Here is a 16,369-nt window from a genome sequence, read left to right as displayed (position 1 = left end):
AAACCCCCCTCGTCTTCTGCCTGGGTGTGCCGCACCCAGGCACCGGCCGTCCTGGTGGGGCGGGCGCCCCGGCCGCAGGGTTGCTCCCGGGGGGCCGGACGGCGCCCGGAGGAGAAGGAGTCGGACATGACGAACGGCAACGAGGAAACGACGGTACGGTCCGAGGCCGTGCTCATCACAGGAGCCAGCAGCGGGATCGGGGAGGCGACCGCCCGCCGGCTGGCGGCCGACGGGCACCGTGTGTACCTGGGCGCCAGGCGTACCGCACGGCTGGAGGCCCTCGTACGAGAGATCACCGCGGCCGGGGGAACCGCGGCCTGCCGGAGCCTGGACGTCACCGACGCCGATGACGTGCGCGGCTTCGTCACCGCCGCCCGGGAGCGGTTCGGGCGGGTGGACGTGCTGGTCAACAACGCCGGGGTGATGCCGCTCTCGCCGCTTGCCGAGCTGAGGACCGGGGAATGGGACCGGATGATCGACGTCAACGTGCGCGGGGTGCTCCACGGGATCGCGGCCGCCCTGCCGGTGATGCGGGAACAGGGCGGCGGGCACTTCGTGAACATCGCGTCGATCGGTGCCCACGAGGTGGTGCCGACGGCCGCGGTGTACTGCGCCACCAAGTTCGCGGTCCGGGCGCTGTCCGAGGGGCTGCGCCAGGAGTCCTGCGGTGACATCAGGGTCACCGTCGTCTCGCCGGGCGTCACCGAGTCGGAACTGGCCGACTCGATCACCGACCGGCAGGCCCGTGAGGCGATGGCGGCCTACCGGGCGGTCGCTCTCCCGGCATCGGCGATCGCGGACGCGGTCGCCTTCGCCGTCTCCCAGCCCGCGGAGGTCGACGTCAACGAGATCGTGGTGCGGCCCGCCGGAGCCCGGCAGGGGTGACCCCCGGCGGTCCGTGACCGTGGGGGAGGGGCGGGGGCGGGCCCGGAGAACAGGGGCGGGAGACGGGGCGGGGGCGGGGGCGGGGGCGGGAGCGAGCAATACTGCGCCCGATTTTGGCTGTTCACGGTTGTATGCGATCGAAGGGCGATCGCTTCAAGGCGCGGATCGGTATGACTGACGTCCGATGCTGCACCCAATCTCCTTATAGTGGTGCCGCGTTGATCGTATGGTCGCAACGCGCGAAGCCGTCTCCAGGAGCCCGTACGATGACGACCCCCTCCTTATCCGGTGTGCCCGCCCCCGCCGCGGGCTGCCCCGCGCATGCCGCCGGCACCGTCCCCGTACCGCTCAGCGGCCCGGAGTTCCACACCGAACCGCAGGCGCTCTACCGCACCGTGCGGCGCGAGTACGGCCCGGTCGTGCCCGTCGAACTGCCCGGCGGGTTCCCCGCCTGGCTGGTGGTCGGCTACCGCGAGCTCCACCAGGTGGCCGGTGACGGTGAACTCTTCCCCCGGGACGTCGGCCTGTGGAACCAGTGGGAGCACATCCCCGAGGACTGGCCGCTGCTCCCCATGGTCGGCCGGCCGATGCCCTCGATCTACTTCACCGCGGGCGCCGAACACCGGCGCCACGCCCGGATGGTGGTCCCCGCCCTGGAGGCCGCCGACCCCTTCGAGATCCGGGGGCACTGCGAACAGCTCGCCGACCGGCTCGTGGACGCCGTCTGCGGCCGGGGCACCGCCGACCTCGTCGCCGAATTCGCCGAACCCCTGCCCGTGCTCGTCCTCGCCCGGCTCATCGGCTTCCCCGACTCGGAGGGAGCGGACATCGCCCGGGTCCTGAAGGACCTCGCCGACGGCGGCCCCGGAGCCCAGGAGGCGCACGCCAGGTTCGGCGCGCACATGAGCCGGCTGGTGGCCGCCAAGCGGGCCCGGCCGGGCGACGACGTGACCTCCCGGATGCTCGCCGACCCGGAACCGTTCACCGACGAGGAGTACGCACTCGACCTGATGGCGATCACCGCCGCGGGCCACCTCACCACCGCCGACTGGATCAGCAACTCCCTGCGGCTGATGCTCACCGAGGACGAGTTCGCCGACTCCCTGGCCGGCGGCCGGCGCAGCATCGGTGACGCGATGAACGAGGTCCTCTGGGAGGAGAGCCCCACCCAGATCCTGGCCGGCCGCTGGGCGTCCCGCGACACCCACCTCGCGGGCCGGACCATCAAGGCCGGTGACATGCTCCTGCTGGGCCTCGGCGCGGCCAACACCGACCCGCTGATACGCCAGGGAGCGGACGTCCGGGGAACCGCCGCCCGCGGCAGCAACGGCGCGCACCTGGCGTTCAGCCACGGCGAGTACCGCTGCCCGTTCCCCGCCCAGGAGATCGCCGAGACCATCGCCCGTACCGGCATCGAGGTCATCCTCGACCGGCTGCCCGACCTCCAGCTCGCCGTCCCCGCCCAGGACCTGGTCCGGCGGCCCTCCGCCTTCCTGCGCGGGATGAACGCCCTGCCCGTCAGGTTCGCCCCCGTACGTACGACAGGAGACCTGCTGTGAACTGTCCGCACGCCCAGACCGTGGTCATCGACCCCATGGTGCGGGACCTCGACGGCGAGACCGAACTGCTGCGCGCCGGCGAACCGCTGGCCCGGATCGAACTGCTCGGGGTGAGCGTTCTGGCCGTCACCCGGCACGCCGACGCACGCCGGCTCCTGCTCGACCAGCGGCTGGTGAAGGACCTGGACGCCTGGGGGCTCTGGCGGAGCGGAGAGGTCACCCACGCCTGGCCGCTGATCGGCATGATCGACGCCGGGCGCTCCATGTTCACGGTGGACGGCGAGGAGCACCGCAGACTGCGCACCAAGACCTCCCAGGCGCTCACCCCGCGCCGGCTGGAGGAGATCCGCCCCGACATCGAGCGGTACACCGGGGAACTCCTCGACGCGCTCGCCGCACAGGGCGAGCACGGGGCCGTCGACCTCAAGAGCGTGTTCGCCCAGCCGCTGCCGATGCGGGTCGTCGGCCAGCTCATGGGGGTGGACGAGGCGCAGCACCCGATGCTGACGAAGCGGTACAAGGCGTTCTTCTCCATGCTCACCCCCCACGAGGAGCGCATGGCCCTGCTCAAGGAGCTCGACGTCTTCTACGAGAACCTGGTCCGGGAGAAGACGGCGCACCCCACGGACGACCTCACCAGTGCGCTGATCCTCGCCGACGAGGGCGGTGAGCCGCTCACCGAGGAAGAGGTGGTGGGCAACCTCAAGGCCATGGTGGCCGCCGGGCACGAGACGACGATCGGGCTCATCCTCAACGCCGTACGCGCCCTGCTCTCCCACCCCGCCCAGCTGAAGGCGGTGCTGGACGGCGAGGTCCCGTGGGAGGCGGTGATCGAGGAGACGCTGCGCTGGGACACCCCCACCACCCACCTGCTGATGCGGTTCGCCACCGAGGACATCCAGGTCGGCGACCAGACGATCCCCGAGGGCGAGGGGGTGGTGATCTCCTACCGCGCCATCGGCTGGGACACCGCCCAGCACGGGGACCGGGCCCACGAGTTCGACATCACCCGCCCCGCCCCCATCCGCCACATGACCTTCGGCCACGGGCCGCACATCTGCCCGGGTGCCGCCCTCTCCCGGGTCGAGGCCGGCATCGCCCTGCCGGCGCTCTTCGGGCGGTTCCCGCACCTGCGGCTCGCGATACCCGACGAGGAGCTCCGCAAGCTGCCCGTGATGACGCAGAACGACACGGAGTCCTTCCCCGTCCTGCTGCACGGCTGAGGAAGCGTCCCCCGCCGCCGCACAGGCCGAAGTCCGGGCCGGGGACCGGCAGGCCCGTGTACTGAGGTGCCGGAGCGGCTCCCCGGTCCGGACCCGGGCCCCGCAGGCTTCCATGACCGGGCGGGCGGCGGTCCTGTCCGGCCGGGCCGGGGGTCCCCGGCACGGCGGCGGTGCGCTTCCTTACGCCCGCGTGGGCAGGGTGAGGATCTCGGCTCCCTCGTCGGTGATGGCGATGGTGTGCTCGCTGTGCGCGGCCCGGCAGCCCGTCGCGCTGCGCAGCGTCCAGCCGTCGGCGTCGGTGACGAGTGCGGCGGTGTCGGCCATGATCCAGGGCTCCAGGGCGAGCAGCAGTCCGGGGCGCAGCGTGTACCCGCGGCCGGGCCGCCCGGTGTTCGCGACATGCGGGTCCTGGTGCATGGTCGAGCCGATGCCGTGGCCTCCGAAGTCGGTGTTGACCGGATAGCCCGCCTCACCGAGGACCGTGCCGATGGCGTGGGAGAGGTCGCCGGTGCGCGCCCCGGGTACGGCGGCGGCGATGCCGGCGGCGAGCGCGCGTTCGGTCGTCTCGATCATCGCGACGCTCTCCGCGGGCCTGGCCCTGCCCACCAGGAAGCTGATCGCGGCGTCCGCGGCCACCCCGCCCCTGACCACGGCGAGATCGAGGGTCAGCAGGTCACCGTCCGCCAGCGTGTAGGAGTGAGGCCGCCCATGGAGCACCGCGTCGTTGACGGCCGTGCAGATGTAGTGCCCGAACGGGCCGCGCCCGAAGGAAGGCGCGTAGTCGACGTAGCAGGACCGCGCTCCCGCCCCGACGATCATCTCCTTGGCCCACCGGTCGATGTCCAGCAGGTTCGTCCCGGCCGTGCTGCGCTGCTTCAGCGTGTGCAGGATGTCTCCGACCAGGGCGCCGGTCTCCCTCGCCCGCTGGAGCCGCGCGGAGTTCAGGATCTCGATCATGGGGGCCTCTCAGATGCGTCCAATAACTATACCGGTCTAACTATACCGGTATTTGAATAGGGTCATGGCCGGGCCGCCGCTCCTCCCTCCCTCCTCCCGCCGAGGTGGAACGCGGCCGGCCCTCCGGCCCCGGCTCGCTCGTCCGGGGCGGGGCGGGGCGGTGCGGGTCGGTGGAGCCCGGCCCGGCCCCGCCTCCACCGGGCCCACGGCGGGCTCACCGCAGGCGGACGGCGGACCGTCCGGTGGCCCATCGGCCTCAAAAGAAGCGGTGTGCCACAACCGTTCGACGGTCAAGAGCGTCTGTTATTCACGTAAGTGTTGTGCCGACGACGGCATTTCACCCCCCGTGCGTGACGAAGGTGACTGATATGACCCACGTCCTTCCCGGCCGCCGCTTCCCGCGTGCCGCGGCCGGTGTGCTCGCCGCCGGTCTGCTGACCGGGCTCACGGCCTTCCCCGCCGCGGCCGAGGAGCCGGACCTCGGGATCGCGTCACCGGGTCCGGTCGCGGACGCGCGGCCCGGCAGCGCTGTCGGCGTGCCGTTCTCGGTACTGAACAAGGGGACCGAGGAGGTCGGGAAGGTCTGGGTGAGCTACGCCGTCACCTCGGGCCTCGCCTCGGCCGCCTCCTACGGGAACTGTCTGTACTCGACCGTGCCCTCCGGCGACGAGGAACCGGAGCGGGACGTGGCCGTGTGTGCCATCGACCAGCCGCTGAAGCCCGGCGTCCTCTACGTGCCTGAGCAGCCGATCGGCCTGGAGGCGTCGGACAGCGCCCTCTACGACGAAGTGGTCATGACCGTCGCGGACTCGGACTCCGGACGGGACGAGGACACCGGCGAGACCGAGCGCGTACCGGGCACCGGCGCCCCCCTGAAGCTGGTGGAGAAGGCCCCGGCGACCGACAGCGACCGGGCGGCCCACGGCGAGCGGTACGCGATCACCGAGGTCACCACGGCCAACACGGCCGACTTCGCGCTGACCGGCGCCCGGATCGAGGGCAAGGCCGGCGACAAGGTCACCGCGACGGTGAAGTTCGTCAACGAAGGCCCGGCGTGGGTCTACCGGAAACCGGGCCAGGGCGCCGCGACCGTGGACGTCCGCATCCCGGAGGGGACCTCGGTCGTGAAGGGCGACGGCTACTGCGAGCCGGTCACCAAGACCCACTACCGCTGCGGGACCTCCCAGTCCTGGGTGCACGCGTCGGACGGCGAGGAGTACACCTTCGTCCTGCGGATCGACAAGGCCGTCGAGGGGGCGGCGGGGAAGGTCTCCTTCGGCGGGGAGGCCAGGCCCTTCGACAAGAACGCGGCCAACGACACCGCCGAGATCGTGGTCGGCGCCGGAACCGGCACCGGCACCACCGGGGGCACCGCGTCCGGGGGCTCCGCGTCCGAGGGCGCCTCGTCCGGAGGCTCCACCTCGGGGGGCTCCTCGTCCACCGGCGGTACGGCCGCCTCCGGCGGCTCCGCCCCGCAGACGGGCGGGGACGCCCTGGCCGCGACCGGCTCCGGCTCCACGCTCCCCGTGCTGGGCGGCTCGGCCGCGGTACTGGCCGCGGGCGGCGTCCTCCTGTACACCGCCCGGCGGCGGGCCGCCGCCGGCCGGTAAGAGCTCCGGACGGAAGGGGAGCGGCCGGTACGGACCTCCGTACCGGCCGCCCCTGATCCGCCGGACACCGCACGGCGGAGGCCTGTCCGGAGGCGTTCCGCCCGGGACCGGCCGGACAGCCTTTAGGCTGGGGCGGTATGGCCGCCCCGCTTCTCGCCCTCGCGCCGCACCGCTCCAGCACCGCCGCCCTGCTGGCGGACGAGGCCCGCGGGCGCGGCATGGACGTCACCGTCCTGCCGCCCGGCGGCACCCCCGCACCCGCGCCCGGCACCCCGGCCCACTACTACGGCGGACCGCGCTTCGCCGCCCGGGCCGCCCGGCGGCTCGGTACCGCGCTCCTCGAACCGGCCGACGGCTGGCTGGACCTGCTGCCGTACGGGCTCACCGGCCGCCGCGTCCGGTGCCTGCCCCTCAGCCGGGCCCGCGCGGTCCCCGGCCCGTTCTTCGCGAAGCCGCCCACCGACAAGAGCTTCCCGGCCGCCGTGTACGCCGACGGCAGCGGTCTGCCCGCACCGGCGGGGGAGGGCGACCCGCCGGTACAGATCAGCGAAGTGGTCACCTGGGTGAGGGAGTTCCGGCTCCACCTGCTGGACGGGGAGGTGCGCACCGGCTCCCAGTACGCCACCTTCGGCCGGCTCGACGTGGCCCCCCTGGACGGCCACGCGGACGAGCCCGCCGTCCGGGCGTTCGCCCGGCGGCTGACCGGGACGTGCGGTGACACCCTGCCCAGCGGCGTCGTCGTGGACATCGGCCTGATGCGGCCGGCCGGCGGAGCGGGGCCCGGCCGCTGGGCCGTCGTCGAGGCCAACATGGCCTGGTTCAGCAACATCTACGCCGCCGACCCCGGCCGGGCCCTCGACGTGGTCCTCCGCTCCGCCGGTCCCGAAGCCGGACTCCGTGAACACGACGTACGGTTCCGGCGGACCTGACGCGGCATCACGGCAACCTTTCCGGCACCGGCGGCGACTACAGGACGGAACCCCACCTCCCTCCGAGCGAACGGACCAGGCCATGGCAGTGAACCCCCGGCGCACCCCGCAACGGTCCGGCCGGGCCCTGGCGGCGGGGGTGACGGCCTTCCTGGCCATCGGGTCCCTCCAGGCGTTCGGCCCCGCGTCCGGCGCGGCGAGCGGCGAGAGGCCCCGGCTCCCGGACTCCCGGGCGGCGTACCAGGAGACCGCGGACCGGCCGACAGGAGGGGGGCCGTCGGCGTCCTGAGGGCGCAGGAGTTCCGCCGACCTGGAGTTGAAGCGCTTCGACTCGCCCTTCCGATCTTCGCTCTGGACAGCATCTGTGAGCACGTCTAGGCTCGTGTATCTGTGCATGTCAGAGCGGAAAACAGAGCGGACGGGAGCGCTGTCGAAGCGCTTCACCAACGGTACCTGCTCTCCTTCCGCCCCATTGGTAATGGAGAGCCGAATGGTCACGCTTGCCGAGGTCGCCCAGCATGCCGGAGTCTCCGCGAGCACCGTGAGCTACGTCCTCAGCGGCAAGCGGTCGATCTCCGAGTCCACCCGGAAACGGGTGCAGCACAGCATCCAGGAGCTGGGCTACCACCCCAACGCCGGGGCGCGCGCCCTGGCCAGCAGCCGGTCCAACATCATCGCGCTGATGGTCCCGCTGCGTACGGACATGTACGTGCCGGTGATGATGGAGATCGCCATCGCCGTCGCCACCTGCGCCCGCACCCACGGCTACGACGTCCTCCTCCTCACCGGCGAGGAAGGCCCCGCCGCCGTCCGGCGGATCGCCGGGAGCTCGCTCGCCGACGCGATGATCCTGATGGACGTGGAGCTGCACGACGAACGGCTGCCACTGCTGCGGGAGTCCGGCCGGGCCGCCGTCCTCATCGGGCTGCCCGCCGACACGGCCGGACTCACCTGCGTGGACCTCGACTTCGAGGCCACCGGCGCACTCTGCGTGGAACACCTCGCGGAGCTCGGGCACCGCGAGATCGCGGTGATCGGTGAGGCCCCCGCCGTCTACGAACGGCACACCGGCTTCGCCGAACGGACCGTGGACGGCATCCGGGCCAAGGCGCAGGAGACCGGGGTGCGGATCCTGCACCGGCCCAGCGAGGGCGGTTACGCCGCGATGGCCGGGACCCTGGCCAGGGTCTTCGACGAACGCCCCGGTACCACCGGCTTCATCGTGCAGAACGAAGCCGCCGTCGAACCCCTGCTCAACCTGCTCCAGCAGCAGGGCCGGGCCGTCCCCGAGGACGTCTCCGTCGTCGCCGTCTGCCCCGACCAGGTGGCCACCGGCGCCTCCGTCCGGCTCACCTCCGTCGCCATCCCGGCCCAGGAGATGGGCCGGCGCTCGGTCGAGCAGGTGGTGGCGAAACTGGCCGGCCGCGAGGCGGACGAGGTCGAACTGCTCGCCCCGGTACTGACCGTACGGGCGAGCACGGGCCCCGCCCCGGTCTGACCGGCGACGAGGGAGGGGGCGGGCGCCGTCCGGGCGGGCCGGCCCCTCCCGCGCCGGCGGCCCGCACCGGGCCCCGGGCCGGGCCGCCGGCCCGGCGAGACAGGGAAGCCGCTCGTCCGGGAGCCCGGGCCGCCCGCCTCCGCGGCCGGCCTGCCCGAGGCGGTGCGGGCACGCGCCGTGGGAGTGTCCCTTCCACGCGGGGGCGGAGGTTGCTACCGCGCCTCCAGGGTGAGGACGCGGTCCACGCCGGCCGTGAGCTCCAGAGGAGCCGCGGGGAGGCCGGCGTGCGGCTCGGCCGTGGTACCGGACGGGCGGTCGGTGAGGGCGTAGCCGTCGCCCGTACGCAGATCGACGTGGGCGTCGCGGTCCGGACGCAGCACCGCAGTGGCCCCCGAACCGGACCAGCTCAGGTCCAGCCGGGCACCGAACCGGGTGCGTACACCGCGCAGTTCACCCGCCGGACAGGACGCCGGGACGGCGGGCAGCAGCACCAGGCGGCCCGGCGCGGACTGGACGAGCGACTCGATGACGGCGGCGGGCAGGGTGTGGGCCGCGTCCGCGTTGTAGACGTTCCGGGACGGATAGTGCGCGCTCATCAGCGAGTGGTGGAAGAAGTCCCCGCCCAGCACCGCGTCCAGCGCCCCCGCCACCCGTGCCGGGTCCCGCAGCCGGGCGGCGATCAGCGCATGGTGCAGATGCCCGTGCGCGGAGTCGTTCTCCGCCCCGCGCAGCTCCAGCGCACGGTGCGCCGCCGCCGCCTCGCGGGGCGCGTCGTACGGATTGATCTCGTCCAGCGGCCACACCGGGTAGAGATGGCTCAGATGGCGGTGGTCGTACGTCTCCTCCAGGCCGGGCCACGCCCACTCCGCGAGCGCCCCGTCCCCGTTGACCAGGTAGCGGGGCAGCCTGGCCGCCAGCGCACGCCAGCGCCCCGCCGACGGATGGTCCGCGGCGTGCGCGGCGGCCGTCGTCAGGGCGTGGCGGGCCGCCGCGATGTCCATCGTGGCGTTGACCGTGCCCCAGCTCGCGTTGGCCGGACGGTTCTCCGGCGAGTAGGAGGGCACCACGGCCAGCTCACCGTCCGGGCCCTCCCGGGTCAGGAAGTCCTCGTAGAACAGCGCCACCTCCACCAGGGCGGCGGTCAGCCCGGCGTCCGGTGCCCCCGTCGTCACCTCGGCGTGCTCCAGCAGCGGCTGCAGCAGCCAGTCGGCGCCGGCCGTCCACAGATGCAGCGGATAGGCCCGCTGGAAGTGCCGGGTGTGCCCCGACTCACCGTCCGTGTGGGAGGGCGCCACGATGCCCCGGGCACCGAACAGCGCCCGCGCGTTGTCCCGCCAGTGCTCCAACTGCCCGTACACCAGCGCCGCGTGGGCCTCGGATACCTCCGGCAGCGCGGCACTCGCGGCCGACGCGACCTGGAGGTTGAGATTGGCGTTGGTGGTGAACGCCCCGGACCAGGCGGTGTCCCAGTCACCGGTCCACAGCCCGGTCAGCCGGGGCGGCAGCACCCCGGAGGAGGACAGCAGATGGTAGCGGCCCGCCGCGAAGAGGCGCTCCAGCAGCGCCGGGGAGCGCGGGCGGGCCAGCAGCTCGCCGCCGGACAGCTCCCGCTCACCCGCCGCGTCCCGCAGCGTGAGGGAGGACCTCCGGTACGCCCCGCCGTGCAGCGGCAGATGCCGGGCGAGCAGTTCCGCGTACTCGTCCCCGGGCAGGTCCGCCCACAGGGCGGAGAAGTCGGTGGGGCCCGGCGCGCGGCGGACCCGGGTCGTCAGCGTCAGGCCGCGCGCCCCCTCGACGCGCACACCGTCGCCCGCCACCGCCACCGTGCCGCGGTCCACCCGCACCACGGTGACCCCGGCGTACGCCGTGGAGCCGTCCGGGTACCCCACCCGCAGCGCCAGCCGCGCCCCGTCCGGGGTCAGCACCGTCGAACGCCCCACCGCCAGCCGCGCCGGGGCGCCCGGCAGCAGTGGGTCCAGCCAGACGTCGGCGCTCAGACCCGGATCCGTGACGTGCTGCACGATCACGTCGTCGGCCCGTGAGACGAACACCCGGCTGCGCCAGGCCTCGTACGAGGCGCTGACCTCGCCGGTGGTGAAGTCCACCGCGCGCCGGTAACCGGTGCCCGCGCCGTGCCGGCCGGGGTCCCGGCGGATCCGTGTCTGGAAGGCGGGGTGGAAGGGCTGCACCCACACCAGGGGCCGGCCCGCGCCGAACTCCTCGGCCGCCGTCACCTCCCCGGCCAGCAGCCCGTCCTGCACCCGGCCGAGCCGGTGCGCGAGCTCCGGCGGCCCCAGCCGCTCACTGCCGTTGGGGCGCACCAGGCTGTGGTGGTTGACGATCACCCGGTCGTCCGCCGGGTCGCCCCACACCATCGCGCCGTGCCGCCCGTTCCCGCTGAGGAAGGCGTCCTCCCAGCGGGCGGCGGGCAGCGGCTCCCAGGTCCCGTCGGTCATGCCGGGCCGTCTTGTCCCGTCGGTCATGCCGGGCCGTCTTCGAGCACCGCGACGCCGAAACGGCCCAGTTCCACCCGGCCGCCGGCCGCCGTCCCGGTGAGCAGATCCCTCCAGCCGCCTTCCGGCAACTCCACCGTCACCGTGGAGCTGCCGTGGTGCAGCAGGAAGAGCAGACCGCCCCGGCGCACCGCCTCCACCCCCTCGGGCAGCCCCTCCAGCACCGGACGCACACCCGCCTCGCGCGTCACCCGGCCCAGCAGGCCGCGCAGCGCCTCCGGTTCCGGAAGCGTCGAGACGTACCAGGCGGAGCCCTTGCGGAGCACCGCGGGCAGGCCGTCCAGCTCACCGCCCCGGTAGGCGGACACCGTCTCGGCGCTGCCGTCGGGCTCCAGCTCCTCCGACCACAGGGTGCCGCGCAGGCCCTCGCACTCCACCGTGGTGCCCGCGTCCAGCGGCCACCACTCGTGGACCCTGCGGATGCCGAACAGCTCCCGCAGCCGGCTGTCCATGCCGCCGGGCCGGACCCGGTCGTCCTCGTCCGCGACCCCGGTGAAGAACCCGCAGACGAGGGTGCCGCCGCCCCGGACATAGGCGATCAGGTTGTCGACCGCCGCGTCCCGCAGCAGGTACAGCTGGGGGACGACGACCACCCGGTAGCCGTCGAGGCCGGACTCCGGGCGGGCGAAGTCGGTCGCCGTGCCGTTCTCCCACAGCGCCCGGTGCCAGGCCCGCACCAGGTCCGGGTAGTCCACCAGGGTGGAGGGCCGGCCCTCCTGGGCGCTCGCCCACCAGGCGTCCCAGTCGTGCAGCACGGCCACGTCCGCGGTGCTGTGCGTGCCCGCCACCTTCCCGCCGATACGGGCGAGTTCGGCGCCGATCCGCTTCACCTCGCCGAAGGTCCGGCCGCCCTCCCCGGCGTGCGGCAGCATCGCCGAGTGGAACTTCTCCGCCCCCTGCCGCGACTGGCGCCACTGGAAGTAGCAGACCGCGTCCGCGCCCCGGGCCACCGACTGCAGCGACCAGAGCCGGTTCAGCCCGGCCGGCTTCGGCTGGTTGACCGGACGCCAGTTGACCCCGCCGGCGGCCTGCTCCATCAGCATCCACGGCCCGCCGGCCTGCGAACGCGTCATGTCGGCGAGCATCGCGTTGTACTGCCCGCCCTGCGGGTCCCGGGAGTCGGGGTAGACGTCGACGGAGACCACGTCCTCCTGCTCCGCCCAGGCCCAGCCGTCCTGGCCGGCCCACATCGGCATGAAGTTGGTGGTCACCGGGATGTGCGGGGAGTGCCGGGCGACGATGTCCCGCTCGGCGGTGAAGCACTCCAGCAGCGCGTCGGAGGTGAACCGCTTGAAGTCCAGCACCTGTGCGGGGTTGCGCATGTACTGCGCCTTGCGGGGCGGCAGGACCTGCGACCAGGTGTCGTAGCGCTGGCTCCAGAACGCCGTGCCCCAGGCCTCGTTGAGCGCGTCGGTGGTGGTGTGGCGGGCGGTCAGCCAGCGGCGGAAGTGCGCGGCCGTTTCGTCGCACCAGCAGTGCGTGCAGTACTCGTTGTTGATGTGCCACACGGTGAGCGCCGGGTGGTCCGCGTACCGCGCCGCCAGGTCCTCGGTGAGCGCGGCGGCGTACCGCCGGTAGACCGGCGAACTGGGGCAGAAGTGCTGCCGCGAACCGTAGGAGACGACCGTGCCGTCCTCGGCGCGCGGCAGGGTCTCCGGGTGCAGCGCCCCCATCCACGGCGGCGGCGAGGACGTCGGGGTGGCCAGGACCACCCCGACGCCGTGCGCGTGCAGGAGGTCCATCAGCCGGTCCAGCCAGCCGAACTCGCGGGCCCCCGGGCGTGGTTCGATCCTCGCCCAGGAGAACACGCCGACGGTGACCGAGTTGACCCCGGCCTCCTTCATCAGCCTCACGTCGTCGGCCCACACCTCCTCGGGCCACTGCTCGGGGTTGTAGTCGCCCCCGAAGAGGAGGCGGCCGCGGGTGGCGTCGTGCAGGGACGGCATGGACTTCTCGTTCCTCATACGGGGTCTGCGTACTGGATGCCGCGGCCGTTGGTGCCCAGATAGACACGGCCGTGGACGCGGGGGTCACCGGTGATGACCTCACCGGTCCACCCCCAGCGGTGGGCGTCGTCGTTGATCCTGACCCAGGTGCGGCCCGCGTCGTCGGAGCGGAGCACGACCACGTCGTCGTGGACCGCCGTGACCCGGCCGGTCTGGAAGACGGCCGGGTAGCGGTCCCGGCTGCCCGGGGCCGCCTTGCCGAAGCCCAGGGCGTGCGAGGCCTGGCAGCCGGCGACCGCGGTGAAGGTCCGGCCGCCGTCCACCGAGCGCAGCAGCCCGTTGTCCTTGGCCGACAGCCACAGGTCGCCGGAGCGGCCCGGCGCCGCCGCGATCCTGAACTGGACGTCGCCCGAGGGGAGTCCGGTGGCGCCCCGGGTGAAGGTGGCGCCGCCGTCCGTGGAGCGGAACACCGCCCCGGTGTCCGTGTCGTAGACGTAGAAGCGGGCGGGGTCCACGGGGTCGGCGACCGGGGCACCGCCCTCGGGGAAGGTGGGGACCTCCGCCCAGGTGGCACCGTTGTCGGTGGACCGGTGGGCGGCGTACGTGGTGCCGTCCCAGTGGACGAACGACCACAGCAGCACCGCGCCGTCCGCGGAGACGGCGATCGGGCCGGGGGCGGAGGCGGCGATCTCCGGCTGGGCCGCGAACGGCTTCCAGCTGCGGCCGCCGTCACGCGAGTACGCGCCCGCCGAGGAGGACCCCGACGGCCAGCCGGCCCGGACGACGTACGACGGCTCCAGGGTGGCCAGGGCCAGCCCGGTCGCCGTGCCGAACACCGGGTTCGACGCCATGCCCCTGGAAGGGGAGGCCGTCAGCGAGTCGTGGTACATCACCCCGATGTCACCGAGCCCGCTGAGCAGCCGGGCGCGCCCCGACGGCGGTGAGATCAGCTGGCGTACGGAGGTCTCCTCCAGGCCCCGGATCTCCGGCGCCCAGCGCACCAGGTCCCGTGTCCCGAAGACCGTCGCGCCGGTGCCGTACACGATGTGGCGGGCGTCGTGCGGATCGACGGCGACCGCCTGGATCCACCAGCCGAACTTGGCGCCCTCGCCGCCCCATTCGAGATAGGGGGTCTCGGACACGTCCAGCACCGCGGTGTCCTTCAGCGAGGTCCAGTTCGCCCCGCCGTCCGTGGACCGGAACAGGGTGTCCACCTGTCCCCAGCGGTTGTTGGTGGAGACCACGACCGTACCGGGGCGGGACGCGGCGACCGCGACACCGCCGTAGCCGAAGGCGTCCCCCTCGCCCGGGACCACCGGGGTGACGTCGCTCCAGGCGCCGGTGACCGTGTCGAGGCGGTGCACCGAACCGTCCGTCTGGTTGTTGGGGCCCGGCCCGTTCGCGTACGTCACGTACAGCGCGCGGGTGTGCGCGTCGTAGGCGGCGCGGATCGGCACGCCGGTCGCGGTGCCGGCGGACGGCTGTCCGGGCACGGCCTCCCAGCCGCCCGCGGCCGTCGTCCGGTACAGCGCCGTCCCGCCGTCGCCCCAGCCCGCGTACACCGTGCGGCCCGCCGCGACCAGCAGCGTGACCCCCTGCCCGGTCGCCGACACGGCCGCCGGGAACGAGGTGTCCGCCGACCAGCTCGCCCCCCGGTCCGCGGACCGCAGCAGCCCGTCGTGCCGGGTGCCCAGCCACAGGGTCTCGCTGTCACGCGGGTCGACCAGCAGCCGTTCGCCCGCGCCCCGGCCGTCCTCGTTGGCGCCGAGCCGCACCGTCAGGTCCGTACGCTCCCAGGTCGCGCCCCGGTCCTCGGACCGGAGCACCGCCCCCGGCGACGCCCAGTCCTGGGCGTACGTCCCGAGCGCCAGGTACAGCCGGTCCGGGTGCGCCGGGTCGACGGCCATCGCCTCGACGCCCAGCAGGTTCCAGTCGTCCCAGCCGATGTGGTCGGTCAGCGCCGTCCAGCGGGAGGCGCGCGCGTCCCAGCGGTAGGCCCCGCCGATGTCGGTACGGGCGTAGGCGAGGGAGCGCGCCGACGGGTGGAACAGGAGACCCGTCACGAAACCGGTGCCGCCGATCGCGGCGGTACGCCAGCGGTACCGCTCGGACGCGGCGGGCCGGCGTGCCGCCGAGGCGGCGCCCGCCGCCGGCAGCACCGTGGCGGAGGCGGCCGCCACGGCGGCGCCCGCGAGGACGGCCCGGCGCCCCGGCCCGGTGTGCTGGACGGATTCGGGTCTCGGGTCGGACGAAGCGCGCATGACGAGGGACCTTCCGGGGAGGGAGGGGAGGGGGCGGGGCGGGAGCGGCGGACGTCAGCCCTTGACGGCGCCGGTGAGCATGCCCTCCTTGAAGTGCTTCTGGACGAAGGGCGACAGGACCGCGACCGGGATCAGCGCCAGCACCATGACCGCCATCTGGATCGCGAGCGGCGAGAGATGACCGGTGTTGATCACCTGGGCCAGGCCGGTGGGCCGTTCCTGCTTGAGGACGAGCTGGTTCATCACGTTCTGCAGCGGCAGCATCTTCGGGTCGCTGATGTAGATGGAGGCGTTGAACCAGGCGCTCCAGTAGCCGACCGCGTAGAAGAGCGTGATCACGGCGATGACCGCGCGGGAGAGCGGCATGACGATCTGCCACAGGATGCGGACGTCGCCGGCCCCGTCGATGCGGGCGCTCTCGATGAGCTCCTGGGCCGTGCTCATGAAGAAGGCGCGCAGCACCAGGATGTTGAAGACGTTCAGCGCGCTCGGCAGGATCAGCGCCAGATAGGAGTCCGTCAGCCCCAGGCCCTGCACCACCAGATAGGTGGGGATGAGCCCCGCGCCGAAGAACATCGTGGCGAGCATGGTCAGCAGCAGCGGCCGGTGGAGCACGGACCCGGGGCGGGAGAGTCCGTAGGCGCACATGATCGACACGGTCATGCTGAAGAGCGTCCCGACCACCGTCACACAGATGCTGACCAGGGTGGCGCGGGTGACCTGGCCGCCGCCCAGGAGTTCCTGGTAGGCGATGAACGTGACCCCCCGCGGGATCACCACCAGCCCGCCGGCCTCGGTGATGGTCTTCACCGAGGACAGGCTGGTGACGACCACGACCCAGAGCGGGAAGAGGACGGCCAGGCAGATCAGGACCAGGACGACGCCCTTGGAGGCGAGGCCCGCCTTCGTGGGCTCCTCCTCCCACACCGGCCGCAGCCGGCCGCGGGTCCCCGGTTTCACACCGGCCACGCCGGTCATTCTGTAGAGC

At 73.4% G+C, this 16,369-nt stretch carries 12 protein-coding genes; 7 read left to right on the top strand and 5 right to left on the bottom strand.

Annotated elements, in window-relative coordinates; translation table 11 throughout:
* Positions 1-126 precede the first annotated feature (126 nt).
* The 3 genes from CP967_RS02915 to CP967_RS02905 all read left to right on the top strand — a co-directional run bounded on the left by CP967_RS02915 (position 127) and on the right by CP967_RS02905 (position 3,667).
* A complete protein-coding gene (locus CP967_RS02915) occupies positions 127-885 on the top strand; it encodes an SDR family oxidoreductase (RefSeq protein WP_150486412.1) in 759 nt (252 codons plus the stop codon).
* Positions 886-1,151: 266 nt separating this feature from the next.
* Positions 1,152-2,444, top strand: coding sequence for a cytochrome P450 (locus tag CP967_RS02910; RefSeq protein ID WP_150486411.1), 1,293 nt, complete (start codon positions 1,152-1,154; stop codon positions 2,442-2,444).
* Positions 2,441-3,667, top strand: a complete 1,227-nt coding sequence (locus CP967_RS02905) for a cytochrome P450 family protein (RefSeq protein ID WP_373300419.1) — start codon at positions 2,441-2,443, stop codon at positions 3,665-3,667. Before CP967_RS02910 ends, CP967_RS02905 begins: the two co-directional genes overlap by 4 nt.
* Positions 3,668-3,847: 180 nt before the next feature.
* Here CP967_RS02905 and map read toward each other — a convergent pair whose 3' ends face one another.
* Positions 3,848-4,624, bottom strand: a complete 777-nt coding sequence (gene map / locus CP967_RS02900) for a type I methionyl aminopeptidase (RefSeq protein WP_150486410.1) — start codon at positions 4,622-4,624, stop codon at positions 3,848-3,850.
* A 368-nt stretch (positions 4,625-4,992) separates the two neighbouring features.
* Between map and CP967_RS02895 the strand changes: the two genes are divergently transcribed.
* The 4 genes from CP967_RS02895 (at position 4,993) to CP967_RS02880 (ending at position 8,661) form a co-directional block, all read left to right on the top strand.
* Entirely contained in the window at positions 4,993-6,234 is a 1,242-nt protein-coding gene (locus tag CP967_RS02895; RefSeq protein WP_150486409.1) for a peptidase, read from the top strand.
* A 137-nt stretch (positions 6,235-6,371) separates the two neighbouring features.
* On the top strand, positions 6,372-7,163 hold the full coding sequence (locus CP967_RS02890; RefSeq protein WP_150486408.1) for an ATP-grasp domain-containing protein: 792 nt from the start codon (positions 6,372-6,374) through the stop codon (positions 7,161-7,163).
* An 82-nt stretch (positions 7,164-7,245) separates the two neighbouring features.
* Positions 7,246-7,452 carry a hypothetical protein gene (locus CP967_RS02885; protein ID WP_150486407.1) on the top strand — a complete coding sequence of 69 codons (207 nt, stop codon included), beginning with the start codon at positions 7,246-7,248 and terminating at the stop codon, positions 7,450-7,452.
* A gap of 201 nt (positions 7,453-7,653) precedes the next feature.
* Positions 7,654-8,661: a LacI family DNA-binding transcriptional regulator gene (locus CP967_RS02880; protein WP_150486406.1), complete on the top strand. Its 1,008-nt coding sequence runs from the start codon at positions 7,654-7,656 to the stop codon at positions 8,659-8,661.
* Positions 8,662-8,873: 212 nt separating this feature from the next.
* Here the strand turns inward: CP967_RS02880 and CP967_RS02875 are convergent, their stop codons facing one another.
* The 4 genes from CP967_RS02875 to CP967_RS02860 are packed head-to-tail and all read right to left on the bottom strand — an operon-like array spanning position 8,874 to position 16,359.
* Positions 8,874-11,117 (bottom strand): glycosyl hydrolase family 95 catalytic domain-containing protein, encoded by a 2,244-nt coding sequence (locus tag CP967_RS02875; protein WP_150486405.1) that lies wholly within the window; start codon positions 11,115-11,117, stop codon positions 8,874-8,876.
* Between the two features lie 23 nt (positions 11,118-11,140).
* Positions 11,141-13,120, bottom strand: a complete 1,980-nt coding sequence (locus CP967_RS02870; protein WP_150491665.1) for a beta-galactosidase — start codon at positions 13,118-13,120, stop codon at positions 11,141-11,143.
* Positions 13,121-13,134: 14 nt separating this feature from the next.
* A complete protein-coding gene (locus CP967_RS02865; protein ID WP_150486404.1) occupies positions 13,135-15,381 on the bottom strand; it encodes a sialidase family protein in 2,247 nt (748 codons plus the stop codon).
* 54 nt (positions 15,382-15,435) lie between these two features.
* Positions 15,436-16,359, bottom strand: a complete 924-nt coding sequence (locus CP967_RS02860) for a carbohydrate ABC transporter permease (protein ID WP_150491664.1) — start codon at positions 16,357-16,359, stop codon at positions 15,436-15,438.
* Positions 16,360-16,369: the final 10 nt, after the last annotated feature.

It is taken from the genome of Streptomyces nitrosporeus (assembly GCF_008704555.1).
GTDB classification, from domain to species: domain Bacteria; phylum Actinomycetota; class Actinomycetes; order Streptomycetales; family Streptomycetaceae; genus Streptomyces; species Streptomyces nitrosporeus.
This window is presented reverse-complemented; position numbering and strand designations above follow the sequence as displayed.

Coding starts and splice junctions, on each gene's coding strand:
- CP967_RS02915 (WP_150486412.1), top strand. CDS start 127: ATGACGAACGGCAACGAGGAAACGACGGTACGGTCCGAGGCCGTGCTC.
- CP967_RS02910 (WP_150486411.1), top strand. CDS start 1,152: ATGACGACCCCCTCCTTATCCGGTGTGCCCGCCCCCGCCGCGGGCTGC.
- map (WP_150486410.1), bottom strand. CDS start 4,624: ATGATCGAGATCCTGAACTCCGCGCGGCTCCAGCGGGCGAGGGAGACC.
- CP967_RS02895 (WP_150486409.1), top strand. CDS start 4,993: ATGACCCACGTCCTTCCCGGCCGCCGCTTCCCGCGTGCCGCGGCCGGT.
- CP967_RS02890 (WP_150486408.1), top strand. CDS start 6,372: ATGGCCGCCCCGCTTCTCGCCCTCGCGCCGCACCGCTCCAGCACCGCC.
- CP967_RS02885 (WP_150486407.1), top strand. CDS start 7,246: ATGGCAGTGAACCCCCGGCGCACCCCGCAACGGTCCGGCCGGGCCCTG.
- CP967_RS02880 (WP_150486406.1), top strand. CDS start 7,654: ATGGTCACGCTTGCCGAGGTCGCCCAGCATGCCGGAGTCTCCGCGAGC.
- CP967_RS02875 (WP_150486405.1), bottom strand. CDS start 11,117: ATGACCGACGGGACCTGGGAGCCGCTGCCCGCCGCCCGCTGGGAGGAC.
- CP967_RS02870 (WP_150491665.1), bottom strand. CDS start 13,120: ATGCCGTCCCTGCACGACGCCACCCGCGGCCGCCTCCTCTTCGGGGGC.
- CP967_RS02865 (WP_150486404.1), bottom strand. CDS start 15,381: ATGCGCGCTTCGTCCGACCCGAGACCCGAATCCGTCCAGCACACCGGG.
- CP967_RS02860 (WP_150491664.1), bottom strand. CDS start 16,359: ATGACCGGCGTGGCCGGTGTGAAACCGGGGACCCGCGGCCGGCTGCGG.